Origin of the sequence: Brachybacterium hainanense (genome assembly GCF_042434575.1) — a bacterium.
Taxonomy (GTDB): Bacteria; Actinomycetota; Actinomycetes; order Actinomycetales; family Dermabacteraceae; genus Brachybacterium; species Brachybacterium hainanense.
Genome location: NZ_JBHLSV010000025.1, coordinates 25,706 through 52,579 on the forward strand (window position 1 = coordinate 25,706; position 26,874 = coordinate 52,579).

25 protein-coding genes are annotated in these 26,874 nt (G+C 71.8%); 6 read left to right on the forward strand and 19 right to left on the reverse strand.

Translation table 11 applies throughout. From position 1 onward, the window contains the following. Window positions 1-34: 34 nt before the first annotated feature. Window positions 35-1,585, reverse strand: a complete 1,551-nt coding sequence (gene hflX / locus ACFFF6_RS16275) for a GTPase HflX (RefSeq protein WP_376982538.1) — start codon at window positions 1,583-1,585, stop codon at window positions 35-37. A 128-nt stretch (window positions 1,586-1,713) separates the two neighbouring features. On the opposite strand from hflX, the gene ACFFF6_RS16280 reads away from it, so the two are divergent. Further along, window positions 1,714-2,328 carry a class I SAM-dependent methyltransferase gene (locus ACFFF6_RS16280; protein WP_376982539.1) on the forward strand — a complete coding sequence of 205 codons (615 nt, stop codon included), beginning with the start codon at window positions 1,714-1,716 and terminating at the stop codon, window positions 2,326-2,328. Window positions 2,329-2,360: 32 nt separating this feature from the next. Here ACFFF6_RS16280 and dapF read toward each other — a convergent pair whose 3' ends face one another. Together dapF and miaA are read right to left on the reverse strand one after the other, a co-directional pair. After that, on the reverse strand, window positions 2,361-3,287 hold the full coding sequence (dapF, locus tag ACFFF6_RS16285) for a diaminopimelate epimerase (protein WP_376982540.1): 927 nt from the start codon (window positions 3,285-3,287) through the stop codon (window positions 2,361-2,363). A 9-nt stretch (window positions 3,288-3,296) separates the two neighbouring features. Continuing rightward, the gene (gene miaA, locus ACFFF6_RS16290; RefSeq protein ID WP_376982541.1) at window positions 3,297-4,283 is read right to left on the reverse strand and encodes a tRNA (adenosine(37)-N6)-dimethylallyltransferase MiaA; all 987 of its coding nucleotides are present in this window, start codon (window positions 4,281-4,283) and stop codon (window positions 3,297-3,299) included. Window positions 4,284-4,485: 202 nt separating this feature from the next. Between miaA and ACFFF6_RS16295 the strand changes: the two genes are divergently transcribed. Next, on the forward strand, window positions 4,486-4,971 hold the full coding sequence (locus ACFFF6_RS16295; RefSeq protein ID WP_376982542.1) for a YbjN domain-containing protein: 486 nt from the start codon (window positions 4,486-4,488) through the stop codon (window positions 4,969-4,971). Between the two features lie 106 nt (window positions 4,972-5,077). On the opposite strand, the gene miaB is transcribed toward ACFFF6_RS16295, so the two are convergent. Then, entirely contained in the window at window positions 5,078-6,694 is a 1,617-nt protein-coding gene (gene miaB / locus ACFFF6_RS16300; protein ID WP_376982543.1) for a tRNA (N6-isopentenyl adenosine(37)-C2)-methylthiotransferase MiaB, read from the reverse strand. Window positions 6,695-6,845: 151 nt separating this feature from the next. Here miaB and ACFFF6_RS16305 point away from each other — a divergent pair, with 151 nt between their 5' ends. The 4 genes from ACFFF6_RS16305 to ACFFF6_RS16320 all read left to right on the forward strand — a co-directional run bounded on the left by ACFFF6_RS16305 (window position 6,846) and on the right by ACFFF6_RS16320 (window position 10,144). Further along, window positions 6,846-7,628, forward strand: a complete 783-nt coding sequence (locus ACFFF6_RS16305) for an amino acid ABC transporter ATP-binding protein (protein WP_376982544.1) — start codon at window positions 6,846-6,848, stop codon at window positions 7,626-7,628. Between the two features lie 63 nt (window positions 7,629-7,691). After that, on the forward strand, window positions 7,692-8,546 hold the full coding sequence (locus ACFFF6_RS16310) for a glutamate ABC transporter substrate-binding protein (protein WP_376982545.1): 855 nt from the start codon (window positions 7,692-7,694) through the stop codon (window positions 8,544-8,546). Between the two features lie 84 nt (window positions 8,547-8,630). Beyond that, complete coding sequence (locus tag ACFFF6_RS16315) at window positions 8,631-9,278, forward strand: amino acid ABC transporter permease (RefSeq protein WP_376982546.1); 648 nt, start codon at window positions 8,631-8,633, stop codon at window positions 9,276-9,278. After that, complete coding sequence (locus tag ACFFF6_RS16320) at window positions 9,275-10,144, forward strand: amino acid ABC transporter permease (RefSeq protein ID WP_376982547.1); 870 nt, start codon at window positions 9,275-9,277, stop codon at window positions 10,142-10,144. The genes ACFFF6_RS16315 and ACFFF6_RS16320 overlap by 4 nt, the downstream gene beginning before the upstream one ends. A 49-nt stretch (window positions 10,145-10,193) precedes the next feature. On the opposite strand, the gene ACFFF6_RS16325 is transcribed toward ACFFF6_RS16320, so the two are convergent. The 15 genes from ACFFF6_RS16325 to ACFFF6_RS16395 all read right to left on the reverse strand — a co-directional run bounded on the left by ACFFF6_RS16325 (window position 10,194) and on the right by ACFFF6_RS16395 (window position 26,678). Continuing rightward, window positions 10,194-10,847, reverse strand: coding sequence for a regulatory protein RecX (locus ACFFF6_RS16325; protein WP_376982548.1), 654 nt, complete (start codon window positions 10,845-10,847; stop codon window positions 10,194-10,196). A 57-nt stretch (window positions 10,848-10,904) separates the two neighbouring features. After that, on the reverse strand, window positions 10,905-12,005 hold the full coding sequence (gene recA, locus ACFFF6_RS16330) for a recombinase RecA (RefSeq protein ID WP_376982549.1): 1,101 nt from the start codon (window positions 12,003-12,005) through the stop codon (window positions 10,905-10,907). A gap of 317 nt (window positions 12,006-12,322) precedes the next feature. Then, the gene (locus ACFFF6_RS16335) at window positions 12,323-12,547 is read right to left on the reverse strand and encodes a DUF3046 domain-containing protein (RefSeq protein WP_376982550.1); all 225 of its coding nucleotides are present in this window, start codon (window positions 12,545-12,547) and stop codon (window positions 12,323-12,325) included. 1 nt (window position 12,548) lies between these two features. Continuing rightward, a complete protein-coding gene (locus ACFFF6_RS16340) occupies window positions 12,549-12,854 on the reverse strand; it encodes a helix-turn-helix domain-containing protein (protein ID WP_376982551.1) in 306 nt (101 codons plus the stop codon). 284 nt (window positions 12,855-13,138) lie between these two features. Further along, entirely contained in the window at window positions 13,139-13,675 is a 537-nt protein-coding gene (locus ACFFF6_RS16345; protein ID WP_376982552.1) for a CinA family protein, read from the reverse strand. Further along, on the reverse strand, window positions 13,672-14,274 hold the full coding sequence (gene pgsA / locus ACFFF6_RS16350) for a CDP-diacylglycerol--glycerol-3-phosphate 3-phosphatidyltransferase (RefSeq protein WP_376982553.1): 603 nt from the start codon (window positions 14,272-14,274) through the stop codon (window positions 13,672-13,674). Before pgsA ends, ACFFF6_RS16345 begins: the two co-directional genes overlap by 4 nt. Window positions 14,275-14,320: 46 nt before the next feature. Then, a complete protein-coding gene (locus tag ACFFF6_RS16355; RefSeq protein WP_446680634.1) occupies window positions 14,321-17,200 on the reverse strand; it encodes an FtsK/SpoIIIE family DNA translocase in 2,880 nt (959 codons plus the stop codon). 260 nt (window positions 17,201-17,460) lie between these two features. Next, window positions 17,461-19,098 (reverse strand): ribonuclease J, encoded by a 1,638-nt coding sequence (locus tag ACFFF6_RS16360; RefSeq protein WP_376982568.1) that lies wholly within the window; start codon window positions 19,096-19,098, stop codon window positions 17,461-17,463. 67 nt (window positions 19,099-19,165) lie between these two features. Then, window positions 19,166-20,095 (reverse strand): 4-hydroxy-tetrahydrodipicolinate synthase, encoded by a 930-nt coding sequence (dapA, locus tag ACFFF6_RS16365; protein ID WP_376982555.1) that lies wholly within the window; start codon window positions 20,093-20,095, stop codon window positions 19,166-19,168. A gap of 109 nt (window positions 20,096-20,204) precedes the next feature. Further along, window positions 20,205-20,924, reverse strand: coding sequence for an FAD-dependent thymidylate synthase (gene thyX, locus ACFFF6_RS16370; protein WP_376982556.1), 720 nt, complete (start codon window positions 20,922-20,924; stop codon window positions 20,205-20,207). A 65-nt stretch (window positions 20,925-20,989) separates the two neighbouring features. After that, entirely contained in the window at window positions 20,990-21,697 is a 708-nt protein-coding gene (locus tag ACFFF6_RS16375) for an HAD-IA family hydrolase (protein WP_376982557.1), read from the reverse strand. A 25-nt stretch (window positions 21,698-21,722) separates the two neighbouring features. Further along, a complete protein-coding gene (locus tag ACFFF6_RS16380) occupies window positions 21,723-22,145 on the reverse strand; it encodes a hypothetical protein (protein WP_376982558.1) in 423 nt (140 codons plus the stop codon). 4 nt (window positions 22,146-22,149) lie between these two features. Next, the gene (gene dapB / locus ACFFF6_RS16385) at window positions 22,150-22,908 is read right to left on the reverse strand and encodes a 4-hydroxy-tetrahydrodipicolinate reductase (RefSeq protein ID WP_376982559.1); all 759 of its coding nucleotides are present in this window, start codon (window positions 22,906-22,908) and stop codon (window positions 22,150-22,152) included. A gap of 30 nt (window positions 22,909-22,938) precedes the next feature. Further along, window positions 22,939-24,267, reverse strand: coding sequence for a M16 family metallopeptidase (locus tag ACFFF6_RS16390; protein ID WP_376982560.1), 1,329 nt, complete (start codon window positions 24,265-24,267; stop codon window positions 22,939-22,941). Window positions 24,268-24,425: 158 nt separating this feature from the next. Then, a complete protein-coding gene (locus ACFFF6_RS16395) occupies window positions 24,426-26,678 on the reverse strand; it encodes a polyribonucleotide nucleotidyltransferase (protein ID WP_376982570.1) in 2,253 nt (750 codons plus the stop codon). Window positions 26,679-26,874: the final 196 nt, after the last annotated feature.

Genomic DNA, 26,874 nt, shown 5'->3' on the forward strand with positions numbered 1-26,874 from the left:
GCCGAGGCGCCTCGAGCGCCGGGGCCGCGGCGGCTCAGCTCGCGGCGGCTGAGGCCGCGCCCAGCTCCGCGGCGAGCGCCGCATCGACCCGGGCGTGCAGACGGGTGCCCTCGGCCAGATGCTCCTCGGCGAGGACCTCTCCGACCGCATGAGCGCGCGAAACCAGGTCGCCGCGCGTGTACGGCACCACCAGGTCCACCTCCGCCGCGGGGCGCGGCAGGCGCTCGGCGATCAGATCCCGCAGCTCCTCGATGCCCTCGCCCGTGCGGGCGGAGACCACGACGCAGTCCTCGACCTGGCTGCGCAGCCGCGCGATCGTCTCGACCTGGGCGACATCGGCCTTGTTCAGGACGATGATCTCCGGGACGTCGAAGCCGTCGATATCGGAGAGGACCTCGCGCACCGCCCGGATCTGCCCCTCCGGGTCCGGGTGGGAGGCGTCGACGACATGCAGCAGCAGATGCGCGTCGGCGACCTCCTCGAGGGTCGAGCGGAATGCCTCCACGAGCTCCGTGGGCAGATGCCGGACGAAGCCGACCGTGTCCGCGTAGGTGAACTCGCGCCCGTCCGGGGTCTGGGCCCGTCGGACGGTCGGGTCCAGGGTCGCGAACAGGGCGTTCTCGACGAGCACCCCGGCACCGGTGAGCCGGTTCAGGAGCGAGGACTTCCCGGCGTTGGTGTACCCGGCGATCGCGACCGCCGGCACCTCGCGGCGCTTGCGGTCCGCGCGCTTGGCCTCGCGGCCCGGAGCCATCTCCGCGATCTCCCGGCGCAGCTTCGCCATACGGGTGCGGATGCGGCGGCGGTCCAGCTCGATCTTCGTCTCGCCGGGACCGCGCGAGCCCATGCCCGCGCCGCCCGCGGCGACGCGTCCGCCCGCCTGGCGGGACATCGACTCGCCCCAGCCGCGCAGGCGCGGCAGGAGGTACTCGAGCTGGGCGAGCTCGACCTGCGCCTTGCCCTCACGGGACTTCGCGTGCTGGGCGAAGATGTCGAGGATGAGGGCGGTGCGGTCCACGACCTTGACCTTGACGATGTCCTCGAGGGCTCGGCGCTGGCTGGGCGCGAGCTCGCCGTCGGCGATCACGGTGTCGGCACCGGTCTCGGCGACGACGTCCGCGAGCTCCTGTGCCTTGCCCTTGCCCAGGAACGTCGCGGGATCCGGATGCGCGCGGCGCTGCATGACCGCCTCGAGGACCTCGGAGCCGGCGGTCTCGGCGAGCGCCGCGAGCTCGCGCAGGGAGTTCTCGGCGTCCTCGGCGTTGCCCGTCGTGAACAGGCCTGCGAGGACGACGCGCTCCAGGCGCAGCTGCCGGTACTCGACCTCGGTGACATCCTCGATATCGGTGCGGATCCCTGCGACGCGTCGCAGGGCCTGCCGGTCGGCGAGGTCCAGCTGCTCGCCGTCCGAGCTCGAGGAGTAGGTGACGGTGGAGACGGAGGCGTCGCCGCGGGCGAGGATCCGCTCGGTCAGGGGGTCGCGGGGCCGCTGTGTGGATCGGCTCCCACCGCCCGTCTGCTCGGCGGGGGCGTCGGCGGTGACGTCCTGCGTGCTCTCGGGATCAGGATGGAAGGCGATGGGCACGAAACGGACCTGCTCTCTGTCGGGGATGTCGAGATCCCAGCTTCCCACGGGCCGAGCAGGCGGTCGAGGGATTTATCGTGCCCGCCACCTGCATCGGCCCTCCGCGACGGAGCCCGTATCCTTCCGGGGTGGACGAGCACTACTTCTCCGAGACCAGCACGACCGATGCGGCCCGGCATGCCCTGCGGGTGCGCCTGGCCGGGACCGAGCGCGAGCTCGTCTCCGCGCGCGGGGTCTTCAGCGGCGGCGGGCTCGACAAGGCCACTGCCGTGCTGCTGGACCGTCTCGACATGCTGCCGGAGCCGCGGCCGGGGGCGCGCATCGTGGACGTGGGATGCGGCTGGGGCCCGATCGCCCTGACCGCTGCGCTCCTGCACCCCGATGCGGAGGTGTGGGCGGTCGACGTGTCGGAGCGGGCCCGCGCCCTGACCGCCGAGAACGCGCGGCGGCTGGGCCTGGAGACGGTGCGGGTGTGCGCGCCGGAGGAGATCCCCGCGGACCTCGTGGCGGACGTGATCTGGTCCAATCCCCCGATCCGCATCGGCAAGGAGGCTCTGCATGCGCTCCTGCTGGAGTGGGCGGACCGCCTCGCGCCCGAGGGATGGATGGCGCTCGTGGTGGGACGCAACCTGGGAGCCGACCCGCTCGCGAGCTGGCTCGACGACCAGCTCCCGCGACGGGCTGTGCGCAAGGCGGCGAGCGCGAAGGGGTTCCGGATCCTCGAGATCTCCCCGGAGCGCTGAGGCACGACTCCCCGGGGCGGCCTGCCGGGCGGTCAGGGCAGCAGCACGCCGTCGGCGACGAGCTCCGCGGGCCCGGTCAGGGTGGTGGTCCCGTCGCTCTCCCAGCCGATGACCACGCTGCCCCCGGGGACGTCGATCCGCCACGGCAGGCCGCTGTCGTCCCGGCTCGCCGCGGCCGCGGCGACAGCGGCCGCGACCGTCCCGGTGCCGCAGCTGAGGGTCTCCCCGACGCCGCGCTCGAAGACGCGCATGGCGGCATGGCGCTCTCCTCGCAGGGAGACCAGCTCGATGTTCGTGCCGGCCTCGGGGAAGGGGACGAGATCGGGCCGGGACTCCAGGTCCAGGGCCTCGAGGTCGACCTCGGGCGGGAGCATCGCGGCCGCGTGGGGATTGCCCAGATCGACATCCAGGGTCGGGAGGTCCATCGGCTGCTGATGGGGGCCGCGGACCGTGACGGTGCGCCGGGTCCCGCCGATGCGAGCGGGGCCCATGCCCACCCGCACCTGCCAGGCGGCCCCGTCCTCGGAGGGCCGTCGGAGGATCTCGAGGGTGCGCAGCCCGGCGCGGGTCCAGATCGGCAGTGCGGCGCCCTCGGGCATCCGCCCGGCGCGGTCCAGGAAGGCGCCGAAGACGCGCACGCCGTTGCCGCACATCTCGGCGAGGGTGCCGTCGGCGTTGCGGTAGTCCATGAACCACTCGGGGGCCCCGGCCGGGGCGTCGACGCCCGCGGCGCGCGTGCGGACGACGCGGATCACGCCGTCGCCGCCGATCCCTCCGCGGCGGTCCGCGAGGCCGCGGACCGCCTCCGGGGTGAGGTCCAGCCGTCCTTCGGGGTCATCGAGGAGGACGAAGTCGTTGAAGGTGCCGTGCCCCTTCGTGAAGCGGGTCCCCTCGCCGGTGCGGAGCGAGGCGGGAACGCCGTGGGCACGGGCGGGGCTCAGGGATCGGGCGGAGCGCATGGGGACAGACTATTCCTGTCCGTCCTCCTGTCCCCTCCCGCCCTCCTCCGCTGCGCCGCCGGCGGTGATGCAGGCCTCGGATCCCCGGGCCACCCGCGCGAGCGCCGCGGAGGTCAGCTGCTCGAGGTCCTCCCCCGCCTCGAGCCAGGTGATGCGGGGGTCGCGCCGGAACCACGTGTCCTGCTTGCGCACGAGGCGGCGCGTGCCCGCTTCCGTCGCGGATACCGCGTCGGCGCACGACATGGTCCCGGCGAGGACGGCGAGGGCCTGCTCGTAGCCGATGGCGCGACGTGCGGTCGCCGAGCGCTCGAGTCCCTGCGCACGCAGGTGCCGGGTCTCCTCGAGCAGCCCCGCCTCCACCATGCGGCGCACGCGGAGCGCGATCCGGGCGTGCAGGAGCGGCCGGGGCCGGCTGAGGCCCAGCTGGATCGTCGCCGGGTCGTGGTGGACGGGGCGCGGGAGGAAGGCGCGGAAGGAGCGGCCGGTCAGCTGCCCCACCTCGAGGGCTCGCACGATGCGGCGGGTGTCGTGGACGCCGATGCCGGCCGCGGCCTCCGGGTCCGAGGCCGCGAGCTCGCGATGCAGGGCGGGGGCCCCGATCGCCTCGGCCCGTGCCTCGAGCTGCGCCCGCAGCCGCGCATCGGTGGGAGGGAACTCGATGTCATCCAGGAGCGCGCGCACGTACAGGCCGGAGCCGCCGACGACGACCGGGGTCCTCCCCCGCCCCCGGATCGCAGCGATCGCCGCCCGCGCCTCGCGCTGGTACGTGCTCACGCTCGCCTCCTCCGTGACCTCGAGGACGTCCAGCAGATGATGCGGGATGCCGCGGCGCTCGTCCGGGGGGATCTTGGCGGTGCCGATGTCCATGCCGCGGTACAGCTGGAGGGCGTCGGCGTTGACGACCTCGCCGTCGAGCTCCTCGGCGAGGCGCACGGCGAGATCCGACTTCCCGGTCGCTGTCGCGCCGAGGACCGCGACGATGGGCAGGGCGTTCATGCTCCGCACTGTACGTGCCGAGGGCCACGACGGCAGCATCGCCCCTGCTCGGTGGGCGCCGCTCCGAGGCGCGCCGCGGCCCGGGAGGGCGGTGACGGCACCGCCTCCGGCACGGCCCGGCCGCAGGATGTATGGTGTGGGCCGGTCCGGATGGCCCGGACCCGCTTCCCGCGTCTTTCCGCAACGTCAACCGAGGTTCGATGTGACTGCCGTACATGGCGCCCCGCAGGCCGCTGCCGGGTCCCGCGATCTCGCGCCGATGACCCTCGAGCGCATCCAGGAGAGCCTGACCCGGCTGGGCTACTCCTACGTCCGCGACGAGGAGCACCCCGATGTGCTCCGGGCCCGCTTCGACGACTATCGCTTCCACTTCCTCCTGGTCGGGGAGAACCGCGGCGTTCTGCAGACCCGTGGCCGCTGGAGCCACTCCGTGGACATCTCCCGCAAGGTCGAGATGCTCAAGCTCTGCAACGAATGGAACATGAGCCGCCTGTGGCCGAAGGTGTACGTGCGCCGCGAGTCCGAGTCGGTGCTCTCCCTCTACGGCGAGATGAGCACGGACTTCTTCTGCGGGGCCGTCGACCGGCAGATCGACCGGTCGATCAGCTGCGGCCTGTCCACGGTGATCTCCTTCTTCCACGAGGTCGAGGGCCGTCTGGGCCCGGAGCTCGAGCCCGGCGACTCCTGACCGTGCCGCCGCCCGGAGTGCTGGCGCAGGCCAGAAGGGCGCGCACCCCGCGGGGTGCGCGCCCTTCTGTCATGTCCGGCAGGTCGGCCTCCTCCGGGGCGAGCGCTCAGCGGCCCGGACGGAGGGTGGGGATCCCGAGGGTGACCGGTCCCGCGGGGGCGGGAGCGCCGGTGCCGCAGGCCGAGCCCCCGGTGCCGCAGGCGCCGTCGAGCCCTGTCGCGCCGGTCTCCCAGGCGTCGCCGCTGCGGGTGCGGCGGATCGAGAACTCCTGCGGCGCGAGCGCGTCCCAGGCCGTGCCGGGGCGCTGGATCGCGCTGTCGGCGATGAGGTAGTGCGGGGCGCCGCGGGTCACGGTCGCGGTGACGAGGTCGCCGGGACGCGGACGCCGCTCCTGCGGGAGGTCCGCGGGCAGGGAGACGTGCACGAGGCGGTTGTCCCGGGCGCGCCCGGACAGACGATGGGTGAGGTCATCCCGGGTTCCTTCCCCCTCGGCGACGAGGACCTCGACGGCCGTGCCCTCGAGCTTCCGGTTCTCCTCGTGGGCGATCCGGTCCTGGAGCGCGACGAGGCGCTCGTACCGCTCCTGCACGACCTCCTTGGGGATCTGGTCCTCCATGGTCGCGGCCGGGGTGCCGGGACGGATCGAGTACTGGAAGGTGAAGGCGCTCGAGAAGCGGCTGGCCTCGACCACCTCGAGGGTCTGCTGGAAGTCCGCCTCGGTCTCGCCGGGGAACCCGACGATGATGTCGGTCGTGATGGCCGCCTCCGGGATCTGCGCACGGACCCGGTCCAGGATCCCGAGGAACTTCTTCGAGCGGTAGGAGCGCTTCATGGCCCGCAGGACGGCGTCGGAGCCCGACTGGAGCGGCATATGCAGCTGCGGCATGACCGCGGGCGTCTGTGCCATCGCGGCGATCACGTCGTCGGTGAACATCGCCGGGTGCGGAGAGGTGAAGCGGATCCGCTCGAGCCCGTCGATCTCGCCGCAGGCGCGCAGGAGCTTCGCGAAGGCACCGCGGTCGCCGAACTCCACACCGTAGGAGTTGACGTTCTGCCCCAGGAGGGTCACCTCGATCGCCCCGGAGTCCACGACCTGGCGGACCTCGGCGAGGATGTCGCCGGGGCGGCGGTCCTTCTCCTTGCCCCGCAGGGAAGGGACGATGCAGAAGGTGCAGGTGTTGTTGCATCCGACGCTGATCGACACCCAGGCGGCGTAGGCGGACTCCCGCTTCGTGGGGAGGGTCGAGGGGAACACCTCGAGCGATTCGAGGATCTCGACCTGTGCCTCGGCGTTGTGGCGGGAGCGTTCGAGCAGGACCGGCAGGGAGCCGATGTTGTGCGTGCCGAAGACCACGTCGACCCAGGGCGCCTTCTCGACGATGCCGGCGCGGTCCTTCTGCGCGAGGCAGCCGCCGACGGCGATCTGCATGCCCGGGTTCGCGCGCTTGGCCGGGCGCAGCAGGCCGAGGTTGCCGTACAGCTTGTTGTCGGCGTTCTCGCGGACCGCGCAGGTGTTGAACACGACCACGTCGACCTCGCCGCGCTGGGCGTCGGCCTCGGCCGGCGCGGGGGCGTAGCCGGCGCCTTCGAGCAGGCCGGTCAGCCGCTCGGAGTCGTGGACGTTCATCTGGCAGCCGAAGGTGCGCACCTGGTAGGTGCCGCGGGGCGCATCGGGCGCCGGGATCGGGGCGGAGGCGGTGTCAGGGGTGGGGATCGTCGACATGATGGCATCCAGAGTACGGCTCCCGGTTGCCGGCGGGCGGGCCGACGGCGCCGTGCCGGGCGGGATCACAGCCCTCGCGCGAAGGTCACCATGGAGTAACGGCCGGGTCCCGGTCGCCGCCGGGGACCCCACGATGGCGTAGCGTCCTTCCATGACCCAGATCACACAGCCGCTTCCGTCGGGGGCCGCTGCATCCCGCCCTGCGCTGCTGTCCCTGCGCGGGGTGCAGAAGCATTTCGGGGCCCTGCACGTCCTGCAGGACATCGACCTCGAGGTCTGCGCGGGCGAGGTCGTCGTGGTGCTCGGACCCTCCGGATCCGGGAAGTCGACCCTGTGCCGCACCATCAACCGCCTCGAGACCATCGACGAGGGCGAGATCCGCATCGACGGGGAGCTGCTGCCCTCCTCCGGGCCGGGGCTCGCCCGGCTGCGCTCCGAGGTCGGCATGGTCTTCCAGTCCTTCAACCTGTTCGCCCACAAGACCGTCCTGGACAACGTCACCGTCGCCCCGATCAGGGTCAAGAAGGTGCCTCGCGCCCAGGCGGAGGAGGAGGGCCGCGCCTTGCTGGCCCGGGTGGGGGTGGCCGATCAGGCCGACAAGCTCCCCGGCCAGCTCTCCGGCGGGCAGCAGCAGCGCGTCGCGATCGCGCGCTCGCTCGCGATGAAGCCCAAGCTGATGCTGTTCGACGAGCCGACCTCCGCCCTGGACCCGGAGATGATCAACGAGGTCATCACCGTGATGACGGACCTCGCGAAGGACGGGATGACCATGGTCGTGGTCACCCACGAGATGGGCTTCGCCCGCCGCACCGCGGACCGCGTCGTCTTCATGGACGCCGGGCGCATCATCGAGATCCAGCCCCCCGAGCAGTTCTTCACCGCGCCACGGTCCGAGCGCGCGAAGGACTTCCTGTCCAAGATCCTCCAGCACTGAGGACCCCTGCAGCCCGATTCCTTCCACCCCGCGGGCCCGGCCCGCCGCCCCAAGGAGACCATCATGGCACTGACCCGACGACTCTTCCTCTCCACCGGCGCGGGCGCGCTCGCCGCCGTCTCCCTCGCCGCCTGCGGGAAGGGGGGCAGCGCCGGCGACTTCCCCGAGGGCTCGACGATGGCCCGCCTGGCAGAGGCCGGGAAGATCACGATCGGCACGAAGTTCGACCAGCCCCTGTTCGGGCAGGCGGGCCCCGACGGCAAGCCCGTGGGCTTCGACGTCGAGATCGGCAAGATCATCGCCGGCAAGCTGGGCATCGAGCCCGACGCCATCGAATGGACCGAGACCGTCTCCGCCAACCGGGAGCCCTTCATCGAGGGCGGCCAGGTCGACCTCGTCATCGCGACCTACACGATCAACGACACCCGCAAGGAGGTCGTGGACTTCGCGGGTCCGTACTACATCGCGGGCCAGGCGCTCATGGTCGCGGCGGACAACGAGACGATCACCGGCGAGGACTCCCTGGCCGGCACCAAGGTCTGCTCCGTCGAGGGCTCGACCCCGGCGGAGTACATCGCCGAGAAGCACCCCGACGCGACGCTCGTCACCTTCGACACCTACTCGAAGTGCGTGACGGAGCTCAGCAACGGCCAGATCGATTCGGTGACCACGGACAACGTCATCCTCGCCGGATTCGTCGCCGCCTCCGACGGCAAGCTCAAGATGGTCGCCGACGGCGCCACCTTCACGCAGGAGCCGTACGGGATCGGGCTCAAGAAGGGCGACGACGACTTCCGCGCCTTCGTGAACGACGCCCTCCAGGCCGCCTTCGACGACGGCTCCTGGGCCGCCGCCTGGGAGGCCACCGCCGGCGTCGTCCTGCCCACCCCGGAGCCGCCGGAGATCGACCGCTACTGAGCGGACCCGCCCCTCGTCTCTTCCTTCCCCCACGGGTGACGGACCCGGCCCGCCTCGGGCCCGTCGCCCGGCCAGGAGCCGCTGATGGACCACTTCCTCGCCGAGAGGGCCCAGGTCTGGGACGCCTTCATGACGACCCTCGTCCTCGCCGGGGTGTCCGGCGCGCTCTCGCTCGTCCTCGGCACCGTGCTCGCCGGCATGCGGGTGAGCCCGTATCTGCCGCTGCGCACGGTCGCGACCGCCTACACCGAGCTGGTGCGCAACACCCCGCTGACGATCGTGTTCTTCTTCTACGTCTTCGTCACCCCGTCGATGGGCTTCTCCTTCAGCTACAAGGTCGCCGCGGTGATCGCGCTGACCTGCTACACCTCGGCCTTCGTCGCGGAAGCGGTGCGCTCGGGCATCAACTCGGTCGCCGCGGGCCAGGCGGAGGCGGCACGCTCGCTGGGCATGTCCTTCGGGCAGAACCTCTTCATCGTCGTGCTCCCCCAGGCGTTCCGGACGGCGATCCCCCCGCTGATCAGCGTGATCATCGCCCTCGTGAAGAACACCTCGGTCGCGGGCGCCTTCAGCGTCCTGGAGCTGTTCGCGCTCTCGAAGCGGCTGACGAACACCTACAGCGCGGACGTGATCGCGATCCTGGTGGGGATCGCCCTCTGCTATCTGGTCATCTGCATCCCGCTGGGGCGCCTCGCGGCCTCCCTGGAACGGAAGGCGGTGTTCGCCCGATGAGCAGCGGACCTGTCCTGTACGACATCGCCGGTCCCGCGGAGAAGCGCCGCGAGCGCATCATCTCGGTCATCATCGGCGTCGTCCTCGCGCTCGCGGCCGCCGCGGTCATCTGGCGCCTCGCCCGGAACGGCGTCTTCGACGATCGCTGGATGGTGCTGGTCGAAGCGCCCCCGAACTTCGCGGGCTACGAGGCGAAGCACATCTGGCAGGCCGTCTTCCGCGGGCTCGGCAACACGCTCATCGCCGCGGCGATCTCTCTGCCGCTGGCGCTGGCACTGGCCGTGGTCCTGGTCTCGCTGCGAGCCTCGCCGTTCCGCGCCGTGCGCTGGCTGATCGCGGCCGTGATCGAGGTGTTCCGGGCGCTGCCGGTCGTGCTGGTCATGCTGTTCGGGATCCTCGTCCTGCCCGGCGCGAGTCCGCTGGTCGCGGTCGTCTTCGGGCTGTCGATCTACAACGGGGCGGTGTTCGCAGAGATCCTCCGGGCCGGCATCGCCGCTCTGCCGAAGGGGCAGACGGAGGCCGCGGCCTCGCTGGGCATGGGGCCGTTCCTGACCTATCGCGACATCCAGCTGCCGCAGGCCGTGCGGATGATGCTCCCCTCCCTCATCGCGCAGGGCGTGGTCCTAATCAAGGACTCCTCGCTCGGCTACATCGTGGGATATGCCGAGCTGCTCCGGCAGGTGAGCCGCGTGGCCGATGCCCTGACCAACGCCTCGTACATGCTGCCGATGCTCGCCGTGGGTGCGGCCGTGTACATCGCACTGAACGTGCTGCTCTCCCGCATCGCCGTCTGGGTGCAGCGACGCAGCTCCTTGCATCCCCGCCGGGCCGCGGTGACCCCCGCCGCCCCGATCGTCGAGGCGTGATCCGCGGGAGCCGTCAGCGGCGCGACCTCGACGTCCGCATGCGGGATCCTCAGAGCTGGCGAGCTCGCATCTCGCTCGCGATGACGCGGACGGCGAGGGATCCCTCGTAGCCGCGACGGCGCAGGTAGCCGTCCAGGCGGCGCGAGATCCTCCCGCGGGTGCGCGGATCACTGAGGTGCGCCCGGCTCTCGCGGCGCAGCCGGTCCTTCACGAGGGTGCGGCAGCGCTCCTCCTCGGCCAGAGCGGGGTCCTGGTCGAGCGGGCCGTCCCCGGGGGCGAGGTCGGAGAAGGCGGCGGCGATGTCCCGCTCGGCGACGCCCCGCTGCCGCAGCTCCTCGCGCAGCGCCCGATCGCTGAGGCCCTTGCGGAGGCGTCGCTGGTCGATCCAGTCCCGAGCGAAGGCGGCGTCGTCGATGAGGCCAGCGCGCGCGATCCGCGCCATGACCTCGTGGATCTGGTCCGCCGGGACCTCCCGCTCCTCGAGGCGTTGCCGCATCTCCCCCTCGCTGCGGCGCCGGGTCGACAGCAGGCGCATGAGATAGCGGCATTCGGCCACGACCTGCTTCTCACGCTCCCGCTGCTGCGGATCCGGAGCGGGCCTCGGAGCCTCGAGGATCTCCTGGGTGCGGGCCGCCAGGCTGGCGAGCAGCTGCGTCTGCGGCCCGGCGGAGCCCTGTGGAAGCTCCTCCCTGCCCTCCGTCATGGTGATGCCTTCCCTGCGGGGACGGGACCGGACGCGGGCCGTCCGATCCCGTCGGGCTCAGATGTTCGCGGGGACGTCCTCGTCGAAGAACTCCTCCTCGCCGGCGACCACGTCCTCCGCCGGGACCTCTCCTTCTGCATACTGGCCGACGCCGAGCGTGCGCAGGATGCGGTGCTCGATGTCCACGGCGAGGTCCGGGTTGTCCTTGAGGAACTGGCGGGCGTTCTCCTTGCCCTGCCCGAGCTGGTCGCCCTCGTAGGTGAACCAGGCGCCGGACTTGCGGACGATGCCGTGCTCGACGCCGAGGTCGATCAGGCCGCCCTCGCGGGAGATGCCCTCGCCGTAGAGGATGTCGAACTCCGCCTGCTTGAAGGGCGGGGCCATCTTGTTCTTGACCACCTTCACGCGGGTCCGGTTGCCGACCGAGTCGGTGCCCGTCTTCAGGGTCTCGATGCGGCGGATGTCCATCCGGACGGAGGCGTAGAACTTCAGCGCCTTTCCACCGGTGGTGGTCTCCGGGCTGCCGAAGAAGACGCCGATCTTCTCGCGCAGCTGGTTGATGAAGATCGCGGTGGTGCCGGTCGAGGAGAGGGCGCCGGTGAGCTTGCGCAGCGCCTGCGACATGAGGCGGGCCTGGAGACCCACGTGGGAGTCGCCCATCTCGCCTTCGATCTCCGCCTTGGGCACGAGGGCGGCGACCGAGTCGATCACGATGACGTCGAGGGCGCCCGAGCGGACCAGCATGTCCGTGATCTCGAGGGCCTGCTCGCCGGTGTCCGGCTGCGAGACCAGCAGGGCGTCGGTGTCCACGCCGAGCTTCTTCGCGTATTCGGGATCCAGCGCGTGCTCCGCGTCGATGAAGGCCGCGATGCCGCCGTTGCGCTGCGCGTTCGCGACCGCGTGCAGGGCGACGGTCGTCTTGCCGCTGGACTCCGGGCCGTACACCTCGACGATGCGACCCCGGGGCAGGCCGCCGATGCCGAGCGCGACGTCGAGCGCGACGGAGCCGGTGGGGATCACCTCCACCGGGGGACGGTTCTCGTCGCCGAGCCGCATGATCGATCCCTTGCCGAACTGGCGGTCGATCTGGGCGAGAGCGGCGTCCAGCGTGGAGGCGCGGTCCTTGGGAGCGGACTTGGGCGAGGACTTCGAGGCCATGATCGGATTCCTTCCTGGGGGCCGGCTGCCCGGCGGGCTGTCGAACGTATGGAGCCACAGTAGGGCGATGCACCGACGATCGAACCGCCCCGTCCTCCGCGGTGGAGAACTCCGACATGAGGAGGAGGAGCGGCGCAGCCCGGAGCAGCGTCCCGGGAGGGATCAGAGGCGGTGACATCTGCCGATCGTCATGGATCAGCATACCCGAACATGTGTTCGAGATGTGTTCCCGAGCCCGCGACACGCCGCATCGGGCGCCCGACATGCGCGCCACGCGCGCTCCAGGCGGCCGGGAGAGCGAGCGGTCGCCCGGGCCGTCACCGTCGACGGGACGCCGCGGGGACCTCCCAGCGCTCGCGCTCGGGGACGTCCATCGCGTCGCACAGCGCGGTCCACACCGCGCGCACCGCGACGCCGTGCTCGAGGGCCTGGTCCGCGGTCATCCCGCCGACCTCCTCGAGCACGACGTCACGTCGGTAGGTCACCGCGAGCGCGGGACCGAAGACATGGTCGGCCAGCTCGTCGAGCTCGCTGCGCCGCACCTCAGCGGGCGCCCACGAGCGCTGGCGCCTGTTCGGCGAGGTCGTCCGGGACCGTGTCCGGGACGGTCACGCCCTCGGCGAGGGCGATGCGCTCGGAGACCTCGCGCAGGACATAGGACAGCGGCAGGCCCAGAGCGCCGGTGACCGAGGTCAGCAGCTCGCTCGAGGCCTCCTTCTGGCCGCGCTCGATCTCGCTGAGATAGCCCAGCGAGACCCGGGCATCGGAGGAGACCTGGCGCAGGGTGCGGCCCTGGGCACGGCGGGCGCCGCGCAGGACGTCGCCCAGCTCCTGGCGGAAGAGGATCACGGGGCGGCCTCCCTTCATAGCGTCGTGCGGCGCGCGGAGCGCCGCAGGGTCATCGGCTCGCAGGGGCCGTGCGGACGACGACAGGGGTCGCCGTCCCGGAGCAGTGATCCCACGGCCCGACGCCGGACGGCGGGACCGGGGGCTGGTGGTGTTCGTCATCATGCTCATCACACCGGGTGCAACGCGGAAGCTCCTGCGGGTGTTCCCGATCCTAGTCCGATGCCGTGGGAGAACACTGTGGCCGTTCACACCCCCGCCATGCGCGCCCGATCATGCGCCCCCGATCATGCGCAGGGGCGCGCCTCCGCCCCGAGGGCGTCCCGCAGCAGAGCGATCGCGGCATCGACCGCCTGGGCGCGCACGGCCGCGCGGTCCCCGGCGAAGCGATGCTCCGCGGTGCGCACCCGGATGCGGACCACATCCCCGGCGTCCGCCTCGCGGCATGCGAGCCCCAGGTGGACCGTCCCGGCGGCCACGCCCCGCGCATCCGGTCCGGGACCGGCCACCCCCGTGGTCGAGACCGCGAGATCGGCGCCGTAGACCTCGAGCGCTCCGCGCGCCATCTGCTCCGCGACCTGCGCGGTGACGGCCCCGTCCCGCGCGAGCAGCTCGGCGTCGACGCCGAGCACGCGCTGCTTGGCCTCGTAGGAGTAGCAGGCCGCTCCCCCGGCGAGGCAGCGGCTCGCGCCGGGGACGTCCACGAGCCGGGCCACCACCGCACCGCCCGTGAGCGACTCCGCGGTCGCGAGCACGAGCCCCCGATCCGCCGCGGCCTCGACGACGGCCCGGGCGGCCTCCGCCGGGAACGGCCTCCCGCTCATGCGCCCCGCGCCTGCTCGGCAAGCGCCTCGCGGCGCAGGCGCAGCCCGTCCTTGAGGTTCACCAGGCCCGACCAGACCGTCAGCACGACCGCGAGCGCGACCAGCGCCAGCCCGACCCAGCGCGCCGGCGCCCACCAGATCTCGAAGGGGATCAGGCACACGGTGATGGCGATCGTCTGGACCATCGTCTTGGCTTTGCCCGCCATGTTCGCCGGCAGCGCGCCGTACTTGAGGATCGTGAAGCGCATGATCGTGATCCCGAACTCGCGAACCAGGATCAGGATCGTCATCCACCACGGGACGTAGTCCCAGACGGAGAGCATGACCAGGGCGGCGCCGGTCATGGCCTTGTCCGCGATCGGGTCGACGATCTTCCCGAAGTCGGTGATGAGGTTCCGGCTGCGGGCGAGGTGGCCGTCGAGGAAGTCCGTGATCATCGCGAGGACGAACACGCCGGCGACCAGGAGGCGTCCGCCCACGTCCTCCGGATACATCGCCGCGAGCACGATGAAGATCGGCACCATGGCGCAGCGGATCATCGTGAGGATGTTCGCGATGTTCCACAGCGGCACGGGAGGCGCCTGGTCGTTCGTGGTCATCTGTGCTCCTAAGTCATCCCCGGGACGGCCGGGGTCCGGACCGGATCTAGCGCCCCGTCAGGCTCCACGCGTCCTCGCCGCCGTCGCTGTTCTGCTCGTCGACGTCGTCGAAGTACTCAGGCGCGAGATCCTCGGCGTCATGTGCCAGAGGATCCTGCCCGTAGCGTTCTTCTGCCGCGGGCTCCGGCAGCGGATCCTGGGCGGGCGCGGGAGCCGGGGCGGGCTCGTCGGCGCCGGTGATGCGGGCGATCGCCCCGGCGAGGTCGTCGGGATGCACGAGCACGTCGCGGGCCTTCGATCCCTCGGAGGGACCCACGATCTCGCGGGACTCCAGCAGGTCCATGAGCCGGCCCGCCTTCGCGAAGCCCACCCGCAGCTTGCGCTGCAGCATCGAGGTCGACCCGAACTGCGAGGTGACCACGAGCTCGGCGGCCTGCAGCAGCACGTCGAGATCGTCGCCGATGTCGTCGTCGATCTGCTTCTTCGCCGCCGCGACGGTGACGTCCTCCCGGTAGGAGGGCTTCATCTGCGCCTTGACGTGGTCGACGACCTTGTGGATCTCCGACTCGTTGACCCAGGCGACCTGCACGCGCATGGCCTTGGCCTTGCCCATCGGATGGAACAGCGCATCGCCCTGGCCGATGAGCTTCTCCGCGCCGGGCGAGTCGAGGATGACGCGGGAGTCCTGCAGCGAGGAGGTCGCGAAGGCGAGACGGCTGGGGACGTTGGCCTTGATGATGCCGGTGACGACGTCGACCGAGGGTCGCTGGGTCGCGAGGATCAGGTGGATGCCGGCGGCGCGCGCGAGCTGGGTGATCCGCTGGATCGAGGCCTCGACGTCGCGGGGGGCGACCATCATGAGGTCGGCGAGCTCGTCGACGACCACCAGCAGGTACGGGTACGGAGCCAGACGCCGCTCGCTCCCGGCGGGGACCTCGACCTCGCCCGCGCGCACCGCCTTGTTGAAGTCGTCGATGTGCTTGAAGCCGAAGGCCGCGAGGTCGTCGTAGCGGGCGTCCATCTCCTTGACGACCCATTCGAGGGCCTCGGCGGCCTTCTTGGGGCTCGTGATGATCGGGGTGATCAGATGCGGGATGCCCTCGTAGATCGTGAGCTCGACGCGCTTGGGGTCCACCAGGACCATGCGCACCTCCTCGGGCGTGGACCGCATGAGGATGGAGGTGATCATCGCGTTGACGAGGCTCGACTTGCCGGAGCCGGTCGCTCCGGCGACCAGCAGGTGCGGCATCTTGGCGAGGTTCGCGACGACATAGCCGCCCTCGACGTCCTTGCCCACGCCCATGACCATCGGATGCTCGTTCCGGGTCGCCACCGGTGCGCGCAGCACGTCGCCGAGCGCGACCGTCTCGCGGTCGGCGTTGGGGATCTCGATGCCGATCGCCTTCTTGCCCGGGATCGGCGAGAGGATGCGGACATCGGAGCTGGCGACCGCATAGGAGATGTTCTTGTCCAGGGCCGTGACCTTCTCGACCTTGGTGCCCGGCGCGAGCTCGACCTCGTAGCGCGTGACCGTCGGCCCGCGGGTGAAGCCGACGACCTCCGCGTTCACGTTGAACTGCTCGAAGACCTCGCCGAGCGCGGCGACGACCCGGTCGTTCGCCTCGGAGCGGGTCTTGTGGGGCGGTCCTTCGAGCAGGTACCCGGACTCCGGAAGGGTGTAGACGATGTCGCCCGCGAGCTCGAGCTGCTCGCCCGCACGGGGCAGATCCCCCATCGGCGGGGGGACCAGCTCGGGCTTCTCCTCCGGGACGGGCGCGGGCTTCGCTGCCGCGGGGAGCGCGGCGGTACGGGCCGGGGCCTTCTCGGCGGTCGGCAGCGGGGCGGTCGCGGGCGGGAACGTCTTCGCCCGATGGTTCTCGTCGGCGACGACGTCGAAGACCTCGGTCGAGGGATCCTCGGTGCCTCGTCCCGCACCGGTGCGGGACGAGGAGGCGCTCGCCGCGCGCCCGCGCGAGGGACGCGCCGGCTTCTCCTCGGCGACGATGCTCGAGTCGAAGGCCTCGTCCCCGACGTAGCCGAACTCGTCGTGGTCCCGCACGGCCCCCTCCTGCTCCGGGGCCTGCTTCTCACGGCGCGAGCGGCGGCGCGACCGCGGTGCCTTCTGCACCGTCGTCTCCTGGTCGTGCACCGCCGGGTCGAGGGCCCGGCGGCGCGGGCGCAGACCGAAGGTCTCGCGCTCGGCGTCCTCGTCCTCGCTCTGGCCCACCAGCACGTCGTAGACGCCCCGAACACGCTGCGGGATGGACTCGACCGGCGTCGCCGTGAGCACGAGCACCCCGAAGCCGATCACGGCCGCGTACAGGACGATGACCGCGACCTCCGGAAGGAGCGCGGCCACCGGCGCGGCCGCCAGATAGCCCAGCACGCCTCCGCCGCGGGCGAGCGCGTCGATCCCATCAGCCGGCGCGGGCATGCGGGCGGCCACGGAGGCGATCGCGGCGATCGCCGTCACGAGGATCGCGATGCCGAGGAACACGCGCGTGTTGGCGCGCACCAGATCCGGGCGGCGGAACATGCGCAGCGCCCAGCCCGCGAGCAGGAGGGGCAGCGCCACCGAGGCGATGCCGAAGGTGCCCGCGGCCACGACGTGGACCGCGCCGAAGAAGGCGCCCGGGACCTGCCACCACTCCCGGACGGCGATCAGCGCCGCCAGGAGCAGGAGGAACAGGGCGTAGCCGTCACGTCGCTGCTCGTGCTCGACCTCCCAGCGGGCCACGCCGATCGCGCGGACGAATCCGCCGATGCCGCGGGCGATGCCGAGATACCCGGAGCGCAGTGCGCGCACCGGGAGCGGGAGCGTCGACGGGTCGTGGGACCCGCCGCCGGAACCGCGAGCGGAACGGGCGGAGGAGGTCCGGGACGAGCCTTTCGACGCACGTGCGGGGGAAGACGTACGTGTCGCCATGCCCCCAATCTACCGCGGACATGCCGAGAGGGCCCGGAGCACGTGGCCCCGGACCCCCGTGAGCTTCCCCGCGGAGCCGATCAGGACTCGTGCTCGATCGCCCGATCGACACCGCACCGTTCTCCGGGCCCGCTCGTCCCTCGCGCGACCTCCGGCCGGAGCGGAGCCGATCAGGACACGTGCTCGATCGCCCGATCGACACCGCACCGTTCTCCGGGCCCGCTGGTCCCTCGCGCGACCTCCGGCCGGAGCGGAGCCGATCAGGACTCGATGACCACCGGGATGATCATCGGGCGGCGGCGCAGGCGCTGGGACACATAACGGCCGACCACGCGACGCATGACCTGCTGCAGCTGATAGGTGTCGCGGCGGTTCGCCTGATCGGCGACCGCCTGCTCGAGAGCCTTGATGATCTCCGGCTTGATGCGCTCGAAGACCTGGTCGTCCTCCGCGACGCCGCGGGCGTGGATCTCCGGGCCGGCGATCAGCGCCCCCGTCTCCGAGTTCACGACGGCGAACAGGGAGATGAACCCTTCGTCGCCGAGGATGCGCCGGTCCTTCAGATCCGCCTCGGAGATCTCTCCCACGCTCGACCCGTCGACGTACACGTAGCCGTTGGGGATCTCCCCGACGACCTTCGCCACCCCGTTCTTCAGGTCGACGACGTGACCGTCCTGCGCGAGGATCACGCGCTCGCGCGGAATGCCCGTCGACTCGGCGATGCGCCCGTTGGCGATGAGGTGGCGGACCTCGCCGTGGATCGGCATCACGTTCTTCGGGCGCACGATGTTGTAGCAGTACAGCAGCTCGCCGGCGCTCGCATGCCCTGAGGTGTGCACCTTCGCGTTCCCCTTGTGGACGACCTCCGCGCCGAGCGCCATGAGGCCGTTGATCACCCGGAACACGGAGTTCTCGTTGCCGGGGATCAGGGAGGAGGCGAGGATCACGATGTCGCCCTCCCCCACCGAGACCCGATGGTCGCGGTTCGCGATCCGCCCCAGCGCCGCCATCGGCTCGCCCTGCGAGCCCGTGCACATGAGCACGACCCGGTCATCGGGCAGGTCGTCGATCTTGCGGACGTCCACGAGGATGTTCGGCGGCACCCTCAGGTAGCCCATCTCCGCGGCGATGTTCATGTTGCGCACCATGGAGCGGCCCACGAAGGCGACCTTGCGTCCGTGCCGCTCGGCGGCGTCGAGGACCTGCTGGACGCGGTGGACGTGGCTCGAGAACGAGGCCACCACGATCTTCTGGGTGGCGCGGGCGAAGATCGAGTCCATCACCGGGCCGATCTCGCGCTCGGCGACCGTGAAACCGGGGACCTCGGCGTTGGTGGAGTCGACCATGAACAGGTCCACGCCCTTCTCCCCGAGCCGCGCGAAGGCGCGCAGATCGGTGATGCGGCCGTCCAGCGGCAGCTGGTCCATCTTGAAGTCGCCCGTGTTCAAGAGGCTGCCGGCGGGCGTGGACACGTAGACGGCGAGCGCGTCCGGGATCGAGTGGTTCACGGCCACGAACTCGAGGTCGAAGGGGCCGATCTGCTCGGTCTGCCCCTCCGCGACGGCGAGCGTGTAGGGCGTGATGCGGTGCTCCTTCAGCTTCGCCTCGACGAAGGCGAGGGTGAGCTGGCTGCCCACGAGCGGGATGTCGGGCTTCAGCCGCAGCAGGTAGGGCACGGCGCCGATGTGGTCCTCGTGGCCGTGCGTGAGCACGATCGCGGACACGTCCTCGAGGCGGTCCTTGATGTAGTCGAAGTCCGGCAGGATCAGGTCGACGCCCGGCTGGGACTCCTCGGGGAAGAGCACCCCGCAGTCCATCACGAGCAGCCGCCCTCCGTACTCGACCGCGGTCATGTTGCGGCCCACGTCGCCCAGGCCGCCCAGCGGGATGATCCGCATGGTGTCCTTCTTGAGCTTCGGCGGCTGGTTCAGGCGACCGGTGAAAGCGGTGCTCACAGGGTTCTCCTCAGGATTCTCGGGTGAGAGGCGGGATCCCGGACGCGGCGCCGAGCGCGGCGGCGAGAGCCTGGACCTCATCGGGGTTGGGGGGGACCAGCGGAAGACGCACAGCGGCGTGCGCGAGCACGCCCTGCAGCATCAGCGCGGTCTTCGCGGCGACCACACCGGGCATCCGCATCATGATGGCGTCGACCAGCGGCGCGAGCTGCGCGCTGATCTCACGGGCGCGGCGCAGGTCGCCGGCGTCGACGGCGGCGACGAGCGCCGCCTCGAGGGGGCTCGCGGCGTGCCCCACGACCGAGACGATCCCGGCGGCGCCGATCGCGAGCCAGGCGAGGTTCAGGGCATCCTCGCCGCAGTAGAAGGCCAGCTCGCTCTGCGCCATCACGAGCGTCGCCTGCTGCAGATCGCCCTTGGCGTCCTTCACGGCGACGATCCGCTCGTGCTCGGCGAGCCGCAGCAGGGTGTCGGTGGACAGGCCCACACCGGCGCGGCCGGGGATGTCGTAGAGCATCACCGGCAGGTCGGTGGCATCGGCGACCGCGCGGGTGTGCGCGAGGATCCCGTCCTGCGAGGGCTTGGAGTAGTACGGGGTCACGACCATGATCCCGTCGATGTCGAGCTCGGCGCTGGCCCGCGCGAGCTCGATGCTGTGGCGGGTGTCGTTGGAGCCGGCGCCGGCGACGATCCGTGCCCGTGTGCCGACGGCCTCGCGCACCGCGCGCAGGACCTCGAGCTTCTCGGCATCCCCGACCGTGGGCGACTCGCCCGTGGTGCCCCCGAGGACCAGCAGGTCGTTGCCCTGCTCGACCAGGTGCACGGCCAGACGCTGCGCGGCCTCGAGGTCGAGCGCCGAGGCGTCCTCGGTCAGAGGGGTGACCATGGCGGTCCCCACCGCGCCGAAGGGCCGGGTGGGGACGGCATCGAGACCGCTCATGAGTCCTCCTTGGCATGGAAGCCGATCTGGCGGGGCGGAGCCCGCTGCGGGACGGGCCCGCGGAACTGGGTCTGTCGTCCGCGGAGCGGGACGGCAGGTATCGACGAGGTCAGGGGGCGATGCGACCGCCGTCGTCGAAGGCGGCATGGGTGAGCGGCATCGCGTCGCGGAAGAACTGCTCCATCCGCTCGGCGACCATCTCGATCTCGCGCTGCGGGAACGACGGGAAGGCCGATCCCTCGCGTCGCGTCCGCAGGCTGAGGAAGTTCATGAGACTGCGTGCGTTCATGGTCACGTACATCGACGAGAACAGGTTCACCGGCAGGACGGTCCGGGCGACCTCACGGGCGACTCCGGTCGCGAGCATATCCCGATAGGCGGCGTACGCCGATGCCGACTGCTCCCTGACCGCCGCGTCCACCGCCGCGTGCTGCTCCGGCGAGCCCGGCTCGAACTCGTAGGCCCCCGGCTTCCCGACCTGGACGAGCGCTCGTCCGGGCCCGGGCACGTAGAAGACGGGCCGGAGTTCGCGGTAGCGCCCCGACTCCTCGTTGTAGGAGGCGATCCGATGACGCATGAACTCGCGGAAGACGAAGATCGGCGCCTCGACGTAGAACGTGAACGAGGTGTGCTCGAAGGGGCTGCCGTGACGGTCCCGCATCAGGTACCGGATCAGGCCGCGATCGCGATCCGTCGCCTCGCCGCCGGCGAGGGCGAGGGTCTGCTCCCCCTGCGTGGACACCCGTGCCGCGAACACCACGTCGCCGTCCTGCGCGGAGCAGCGCACCAGGTGCACGTCCACGTCGGACCGGAAGACGATATCGCTCATGGCCTCCAGGGTAGTGCAGGCGGAGGACCGGTCACGGCAGCGCCCGCACGGGTCGGCCGTCCGGATCACACGCCCAGCTCGACCCGGAGCCCGCCCTCGTGCGCTCGGACGCGCACGCCCTCGAGGTCGGCGACGAGGGCATCGGCCCCGCCCGCGAGCTCCGCGGCCGGGGAGGTCGTCGCCAGCGCGAGGGTCCGTGCACCGGCCGCCCGGGCCGAGGCGAGTCCGCCCAGGGAGTCCTCGACCACCAGGGTCCGGGCCGGGTCGACCCGCAGCCGACGCGCTCCCAGCAGGTACGGCTCCGGGTCGGGCTTGCCGCGCGCCACCTGGTCCGCGGTCACGAGAGAGGGGGGAACGGGCAGACCGGTGGTGGCCCAGCGCGCGGCGAACAGGTCCGCCGTGCAGGAGGTGACGATGGTCCAGGCGGGACGGCCCAGCAGCGCGGAGGCCGCATCGAGCTCGGCGAGCAGGCGCTCGGTGCCCGGCAGCACGCGGATCCCGTCGATGTCCGAGAGCTCGAGGGACAGCACGCGCTCGAAGGCCGTCCGCGTCTGCTCCGCATCGAAGTGCGGGAACACGCGGGCCAGCACCTCCCGCCCGGGGACGCCGTGCAGGCTGTGGTCGAAGCGGCGCTCGCTGCCGAGCTCCGCGAACAGCTGGTTCCAGCACCGCTGGACCGCGGGGCCGGAGTCGATCAGGGTGCCGTCCATGTCGAGCAGGAGGGCGTCGACGACCAGATCGGGCCCGTCGTCATCAGGGGAAGGGGAAGGCATGGCTCCACCGTCTCATATCCGGCCCTCAGCGGGCGCGCTCGAGAGCGATGGCACGGCGCACCGCGGCACGTGCCTGCCGACGATCCCGCATCGCATCGTAGGCGAGGCCCAGCCGGAACCAGGCCCGCCAGTCCGCCGCGCCCCCGGCGGCCTCGGCCTCTCGGATCGCGGCCCGGGCGCGCTCGAACTCCGCGCGGGGCTCCGGGGGGCCCGTCGGAGGATCCTCCTGCTGCGCATAGGCGCGGTCGAGCCGCGCGGACGCCAGGCCGAACAGCAGCTCCCGCCAGGTCACCCAGATGGTGAGCAGCAGCAGGATCGCCGTGGCAAGGGCGAGCCCCCAGCCGATCGGCCCTCCGGCCCGCCAGAACCCCCAGGCGAGCCACAGCAGACCCCAGGCGTAGGCGGCGGAGACGGCCACGAGAGCGCCGACGAGCAGCTTCTGGCGCATCGGGTCAGCCCAGCTCCAGATAGCCGTCCAGCCCCAGGGTCAGACCCGGGTGGGAGGCGACCTCGCGGATGCCCAGCAGCACGCCCGGCATGAAGCTCACCCGGTCGAAGGAGTCGTGGCGCAGCGTGAGCTGCTCCCCGACGCCGCCGAAGAGCACCTCCTCGTGCGCGACCAGGCCGCGCAGCCGCACCGCGTGGACGTGCACGCCGTCGACGACCGCCCCGCGAGCGCGCAGGGGATCCGTCTCGGTCGCATCGGGGACCGCGCCCAGACCTCCGGCCGCCCGGCCCCGGGCGATGGCGGCGGCCGTGTGGCGCGCCGTCCCCGAGGGGGCGTCGACCTTCGCGGGATGGTGCAGCTCGATGATCTCGGCGCTCTCGTAGTAGCGGGCGGCGATCTCCGCGAAGCGCATGGCGAGCACGGCGCCGATCGCGAAGTTGGGAGCGATGAGCACGCCCAGCCGCGGATTCCGGTCGAGGGCCTCGCGGACCTCGGCGAGCGCGTCCTCGTCCCAGCCGGTGGTGCCGACCACGGCATGCATGCCGTGGTCCAGAGCCCACAGCACGTTCGCCTTCGCGGCCGAGGGGACCGTCAGGTCGACGACGACCTCCGCCCCGGCCTGCGCCGCCGCGTCGAGATCATCGCCGCGACCGATCCGGGCCACGAGCTCGAGGTCCTCCGCGGCGTCGACGGCGCGGCAGGCCTCGCTGCCCATGCGGCCGTTCGGGCCGAGCACGGCGACGGGGATGGGGGTGCTGGTCATCGGGGGTCCTTCCGGGGTCGGGGGCGGCGCTCAGACGGCGGGGCCGATGTCGACGCGGGTCGTGAACGAGCCGGCGAGGGTGCGGGCGAGCTCCTGGACATCCTGCGCGCTCACAGCAGCGATCCGCCCGATCGTCTCATCGACGCTCGCGTAGCGGCCGTGGATCAGCTCCGTGCTGCCCAGGCGTCCCATCCGGCTGCTGGTGTCCTCGAGGCCCAGCGCCAGGGAGCCGGTGATCTGCCCCAGCGCCCGACGCATCTCCTCCGGGGCCGGTCCGCTGCGCCCGAGCTCGGCGAGCTCCTCGCGCAGGAGCGCGACGACCTCTTCGGTGCGGGCGGGGCGGCAGGCCGCGTACATGCCGAACAGGCCTGCCTCGCGGTAGCCGCCGCTGAAGGAGTAGACGCTGTAGGCGAGGCCCCGCTCCTCGCGGATGTGCTGGAACAGGCGCGAGGACATGCCGCCGCCGAGGATGGACATGAGCACGTTCATGACATGGCGCTGGGGGTCCGTGGCGGGCAGGCCGGGTCCGCCCAGATACACGTGGACCTGCTCGGTGTCGCGTCCGAGACGGTGCGGGACGAGCTCCGCGACCGCGGAGGTGCCGGTCTCCCGCCGCCCCGGGGCGGGCGCGCGGCCGGGAGCGGGCAGCGCCCCGTCCGGCAGCTCCCAGCCTCCCTCGGCCAGGCGCTCGAGCACCATCCGCGCGAGCTCGTCGTGGTCGAGGTCCCCGACCGCGGTGACGACCAGGGAGTCCGGCCGGTAGTGGGTGCGGTAGTGCGCGCGGACGTCCTCGCCATGGAGGGCGCCGACCGTCTCCGCGGTCCCGCCGACGGGTCGTCCCAGCGCGGTCCCAGGGCCGATGACCTGTTCGAGGAAGGTCTCGTAGCCGATGTCGCTCGGATCGTCGGCCGCCATCGCGAGCTCCTCGAGGATGACCTCGCGCTCGGTCTCGAGCGCCTCGTCGGCCAACCGGCTCGAGGTGAGCATGTCGGTGAGGACGTCGACGGCGATGGGCACGTCCGTGCTGCGGACGCGGCCGTAGTAGAAGGTGTGCTCCTTCGCGGTGACCGCGTTGGACTCCCCTCCGACCTCGTCGAAGGCGGCCGCGATGTCCATGGCGCTGCGGCGGGCGGTCCCCTTGAACAGGAGGTGCTCGAGGACATGGGTGGATCCCGCGTGCTGCGGGGTCTCGTCGCGCGAGCCGACGGGCAGCCAGAAGCCGATGCTCGCGCTGCGCACGGAGCGGTCGGTCTCGGTCAGGAGGCGCACTCCCCCGGGCAGGAGGCTCCGACGGATCCGCGCCTCCGGATCGAGGATCAGATCGGAGCCGGGGACGTCGAGCGGGAGGTCGAGGGGCATCATCCGATCCTTCCATGCTCCCCGAGCTCGCGCCGAGGCGCCGCGGCGGAGTGTGACCGATGAAGCGCCGGTGCCCTGCTCCGGGACGGCGCGAGGGCGGCACCCCGCAGGGGGTGCCGCCCTCCGTCAGCGGCCCGGCCGGAGCCGGACCGATGGCCTCACTCGGCCGCGACCGCCTCGGCCGGCGCGTCCTCCGCGGCCTTCTCGTCCTCGACGACGGCGAGGCTGATCTTGCCGCGCGCGTCGATCTCGCGGATCTCGACCTCGATCTTCGTGCCGACCTTGACGACGTCCTCGACGTTGTCGACCCGCTTGCCGTCGTTCAGCTTGCGCAGCTGGGTGACGTGCAGCAGCCCGTCCTTGCCCGGCGTGAGCGAGACGAAGGCGCCGAAGTCGACCACGCGCACGACGGTGCCGAGGTAGCGCTCGCCGACCTCGGGGACCTGCGGGTTCGCGATCGCGTTGACGGCGCTGCGCGCGGCCTCCGCGGACGGGCCGTCGGTCGCGCCGATGTACACGGTGCCGTCGTCCTCGATCGTGATGTCCGCGCCCGTGTCGTCCTGGATCTGGTTGATCATCTGGCCCTTGGGGCCGATGACCGCGCCGATCTTGTCGACGGGGATGGTGACCGCGAGGACGCGCGGGGCGTTCGGGCTCATCTCGTCCGGGACGTCGATGGCCTCGCCGAGGACGTCCAGGATCGCCAGGCGCGCCTCGCGGGCCTGCGACAGGGCGCCGGCGAGCACGGAGGCCGGGATGCCGTCGAGCTTGGTGTCCAGCTGGATCGCGGTGACGAACTCGGAGGTGCCGGCGACCTTGAAGTCCATGTCGCCGAAGGCGTCCTCGGCTCCGAGGATGTCGGTGAGCGCCGCGTAGCGGGTCTCGCCCTCGACCGTGTCGGAGATGAGGCCCATGGCGATGCCCGCGACCGGCGCCTTCAGCGGCACGCCCGCGTTCAGCAGCGAGAGGGTCGAGGCGCACACGGAGCCCATCGAGGTGGAGCCGTTGGAGCCCAGGGCCTCGGAGACCTGGCGGATCGCGTAGGGGAACTCCTCGCGGCCCGGCAGCACCGGGGTGATGGCGCGCTCGGCGAGCATGCCGTGGCCGATCTCGCGGCGCTTCGGGGAGCCGACGCGGCCGGTCTCGCCCGTGGAGAACGGCGGGAAGTTGTAGTGGTGGATGTAGCGCTTGCGGTCGACCGGCGAGAGCGAGTCGATCTGCTGCTCCATCTTGAGCATGTTCAGCGTGGTGACGCCCAGGATCTGGGTCTCGCCGCGCTCGAACAGCGCCGAGCCGTGCACGCGCGGGAGGACCTCGACCTCGGCGGAGAGCTGGCGGATGTCCCGCAGCCCGCGGCCGTCGATGCGCACGCCCTCGGTCAGGACCCGGGTGCGCACGACCTTCTTGGTCAGCGCGCGGAAGGCCCCGGTGATCTCCTTCTCACGGCCCTCGAGCTTCTCGGCGAGCTCGGCGGAGACGGCGGCGAGGAGCTCCTCGGTGGCGGTCTCGCGCTCCTGCTTGCCGGCGATCGCCATGACCTGCGAGAGACGCTCGGTGGCTGCCTCGGCGACGATGTCGTACGCATCGTCCTGGTAGTCCAGGAACAGCGGGAACTCGCGGACGGGCTTGGCGGCCTTCGCGGCCAGCTCCTGCTGCGCCTCGCACAGGGTGCGGATGAAGACCTTGGAGGCCTCGAGGCCCTCGGCCACGATGTCCTCCGTGGGAGCGATCGCGCCCTGGTCCTTGATGAGGCTCCAGGAGTTGTCGGTCGCCTCGGCCTCGACCATCATGATCGCGACGTCGGTGCCGCCCGCGGCGTCCTCGACGATGCGGCCGGCCACGACCATGGAGAAGACGGCCTCGTCCAGCTGCGCGAAGGTCGGGAACGCGACCCACTGGCCGCCGGTCGCCGTCGGGATGAGCGCGATGCGCACGCCGCCGATGGGGCCGGAGAAGGGCAGGCCGGAGATCTGCGTGGACGCGGAGGCGCCGTTGATGCCGACGACGTCGTAGGCGTCGTCCGGGGCGCAGGCCATGACGGTCAGGACGACCTGGACCTCGTTGCGCAGGCCCTTGACGAAGGCGGGGCGCAGCGGGCGGTCGGTGAGGCGGCAGGCGAGGATCGCGTCGGTGCCGGGGCGGCCCTCGCGACGGAAGAAGGAGCCGGGGATGCGGCCCGCGGCGTACATCCGCTCCTCGACGTCGACGGTGAGCGGGAAGAAGTCGAACTGGTCCTTGGGCTTGTTCGACACCGCGGTGGCGGACAGGATCATGGTGTCGTCGTCGAGGTAGACGGCGACGGCGCCGGCGGCCTGCTGGGCGAGGCGGCCGGTCTCGAAGCGCACCTCGCGGCGGCCGAAGGAGCCGTTGTCGATGACGGCGGTGGTGGCGGTGATCTCAGGGCCTTCCATGGCCATGGGGATTCTCCTCGGATAGGGGGTGCCCCTCCTGGTACGGCCATCGTCAGATGCTCGCGGAGCTGCGCGCGGGGCGGGATCCGCGGGCCTCTGCCGAGGACCGGACCGGAGGCGGGGGCGTTCTGGGTGATGAGGTCCGGGCCGGGTCGTCCCGGCCGGGAACCGCGCCGCCGCCCGTCCCGGAGGACGA

What these genes read in the sequence shown, in the direction of transcription:
- dapF (WP_376982540.1), bottom strand. Translation starts at nt 3,287, where the DNA reads ATGCGCTCCGCCCGATCCCTGAGCCCCGCCCGTGCCCACGGCGTTCCC.
- miaA (WP_376982541.1), bottom strand. Translation starts at nt 4,283, where the DNA reads ATGAACGCCCTGCCCATCGTCGCGGTCCTCGGCGCGACAGCGACCGGG.
- miaB (WP_376982543.1), bottom strand. Translation starts at nt 6,694, where the DNA reads ATGTCGACGATCCCCACCCCTGACACCGCCTCCGCCCCGATCCCGGCG.
- ACFFF6_RS16305 (WP_376982544.1), top strand. Translation starts at nt 6,846, where the DNA reads ATGACCCAGATCACACAGCCGCTTCCGTCGGGGGCCGCTGCATCCCGC.
- ACFFF6_RS16310 (WP_376982545.1), top strand. Translation starts at nt 7,692, where the DNA reads ATGGCACTGACCCGACGACTCTTCCTCTCCACCGGCGCGGGCGCGCTC.
- ACFFF6_RS16315 (WP_376982546.1), top strand. Translation starts at nt 8,631, where the DNA reads ATGGACCACTTCCTCGCCGAGAGGGCCCAGGTCTGGGACGCCTTCATG.
- ACFFF6_RS16320 (WP_376982547.1), top strand. Translation starts at nt 9,275, where the DNA reads ATGAGCAGCGGACCTGTCCTGTACGACATCGCCGGTCCCGCGGAGAAG.
- ACFFF6_RS16325 (WP_376982548.1), bottom strand. Translation starts at nt 10,847, where the DNA reads ATGACGGAGGGCAGGGAGGAGCTTCCACAGGGCTCCGCCGGGCCGCAG.
- recA (WP_376982549.1), bottom strand. Translation starts at nt 12,005, where the DNA reads ATGGCCTCGAAGTCCTCGCCCAAGTCCGCTCCCAAGGACCGCGCCTCC.
- ACFFF6_RS16345 (WP_376982552.1), bottom strand. Translation starts at nt 13,675, where the DNA reads ATGAGCGGGAGGCCGTTCCCGGCGGAGGCCGCCCGGGCCGTCGTCGAG.
- pgsA (WP_376982553.1), bottom strand. Translation starts at nt 14,274, where the DNA reads ATGACCACGAACGACCAGGCGCCTCCCGTGCCGCTGTGGAACATCGCG.
- ACFFF6_RS16355 (WP_446680634.1), bottom strand. Translation starts at nt 17,200, where the DNA reads ATGGCGACACGTACGTCTTCCCCCGCACGTGCGTCGAAAGGCTCGTCC.
- ACFFF6_RS16360 (WP_376982568.1), bottom strand. Translation starts at nt 19,098, where the DNA reads ATGCGGATCATCCCGCTGGGCGGCCTGGGCGACGTGGGCCGCAACATG.
- dapA (WP_376982555.1), bottom strand. Translation starts at nt 20,095, where the DNA reads ATGAGCGGTCTCGATGCCGTCCCCACCCGGCCCTTCGGCGCGGTGGGG.
- thyX (WP_376982556.1), bottom strand. Translation starts at nt 20,924, where the DNA reads ATGAGCGATATCGTCTTCCGGTCCGACGTGGACGTGCACCTGGTGCGC.
- ACFFF6_RS16375 (WP_376982557.1), bottom strand. Translation starts at nt 21,697, where the DNA reads ATGCCTTCCCCTTCCCCTGATGACGACGGGCCCGATCTGGTCGTCGAC.
- ACFFF6_RS16380 (WP_376982558.1), bottom strand. Translation starts at nt 22,145, where the DNA reads ATGCGCCAGAAGCTGCTCGTCGGCGCTCTCGTGGCCGTCTCCGCCGCC.
- dapB (WP_376982559.1), bottom strand. Translation starts at nt 22,908, where the DNA reads ATGACCAGCACCCCCATCCCCGTCGCCGTGCTCGGCCCGAACGGCCGC.
- ACFFF6_RS16390 (WP_376982560.1), bottom strand. Translation starts at nt 24,267, where the DNA reads ATGCCCCTCGACCTCCCGCTCGACGTCCCCGGCTCCGATCTGATCCTC.
- ACFFF6_RS16395 (WP_376982570.1), bottom strand. Translation starts at nt 26,678, where the DNA reads ATGGAAGGCCCTGAGATCACCGCCACCACCGCCGTCATCGACAACGGC.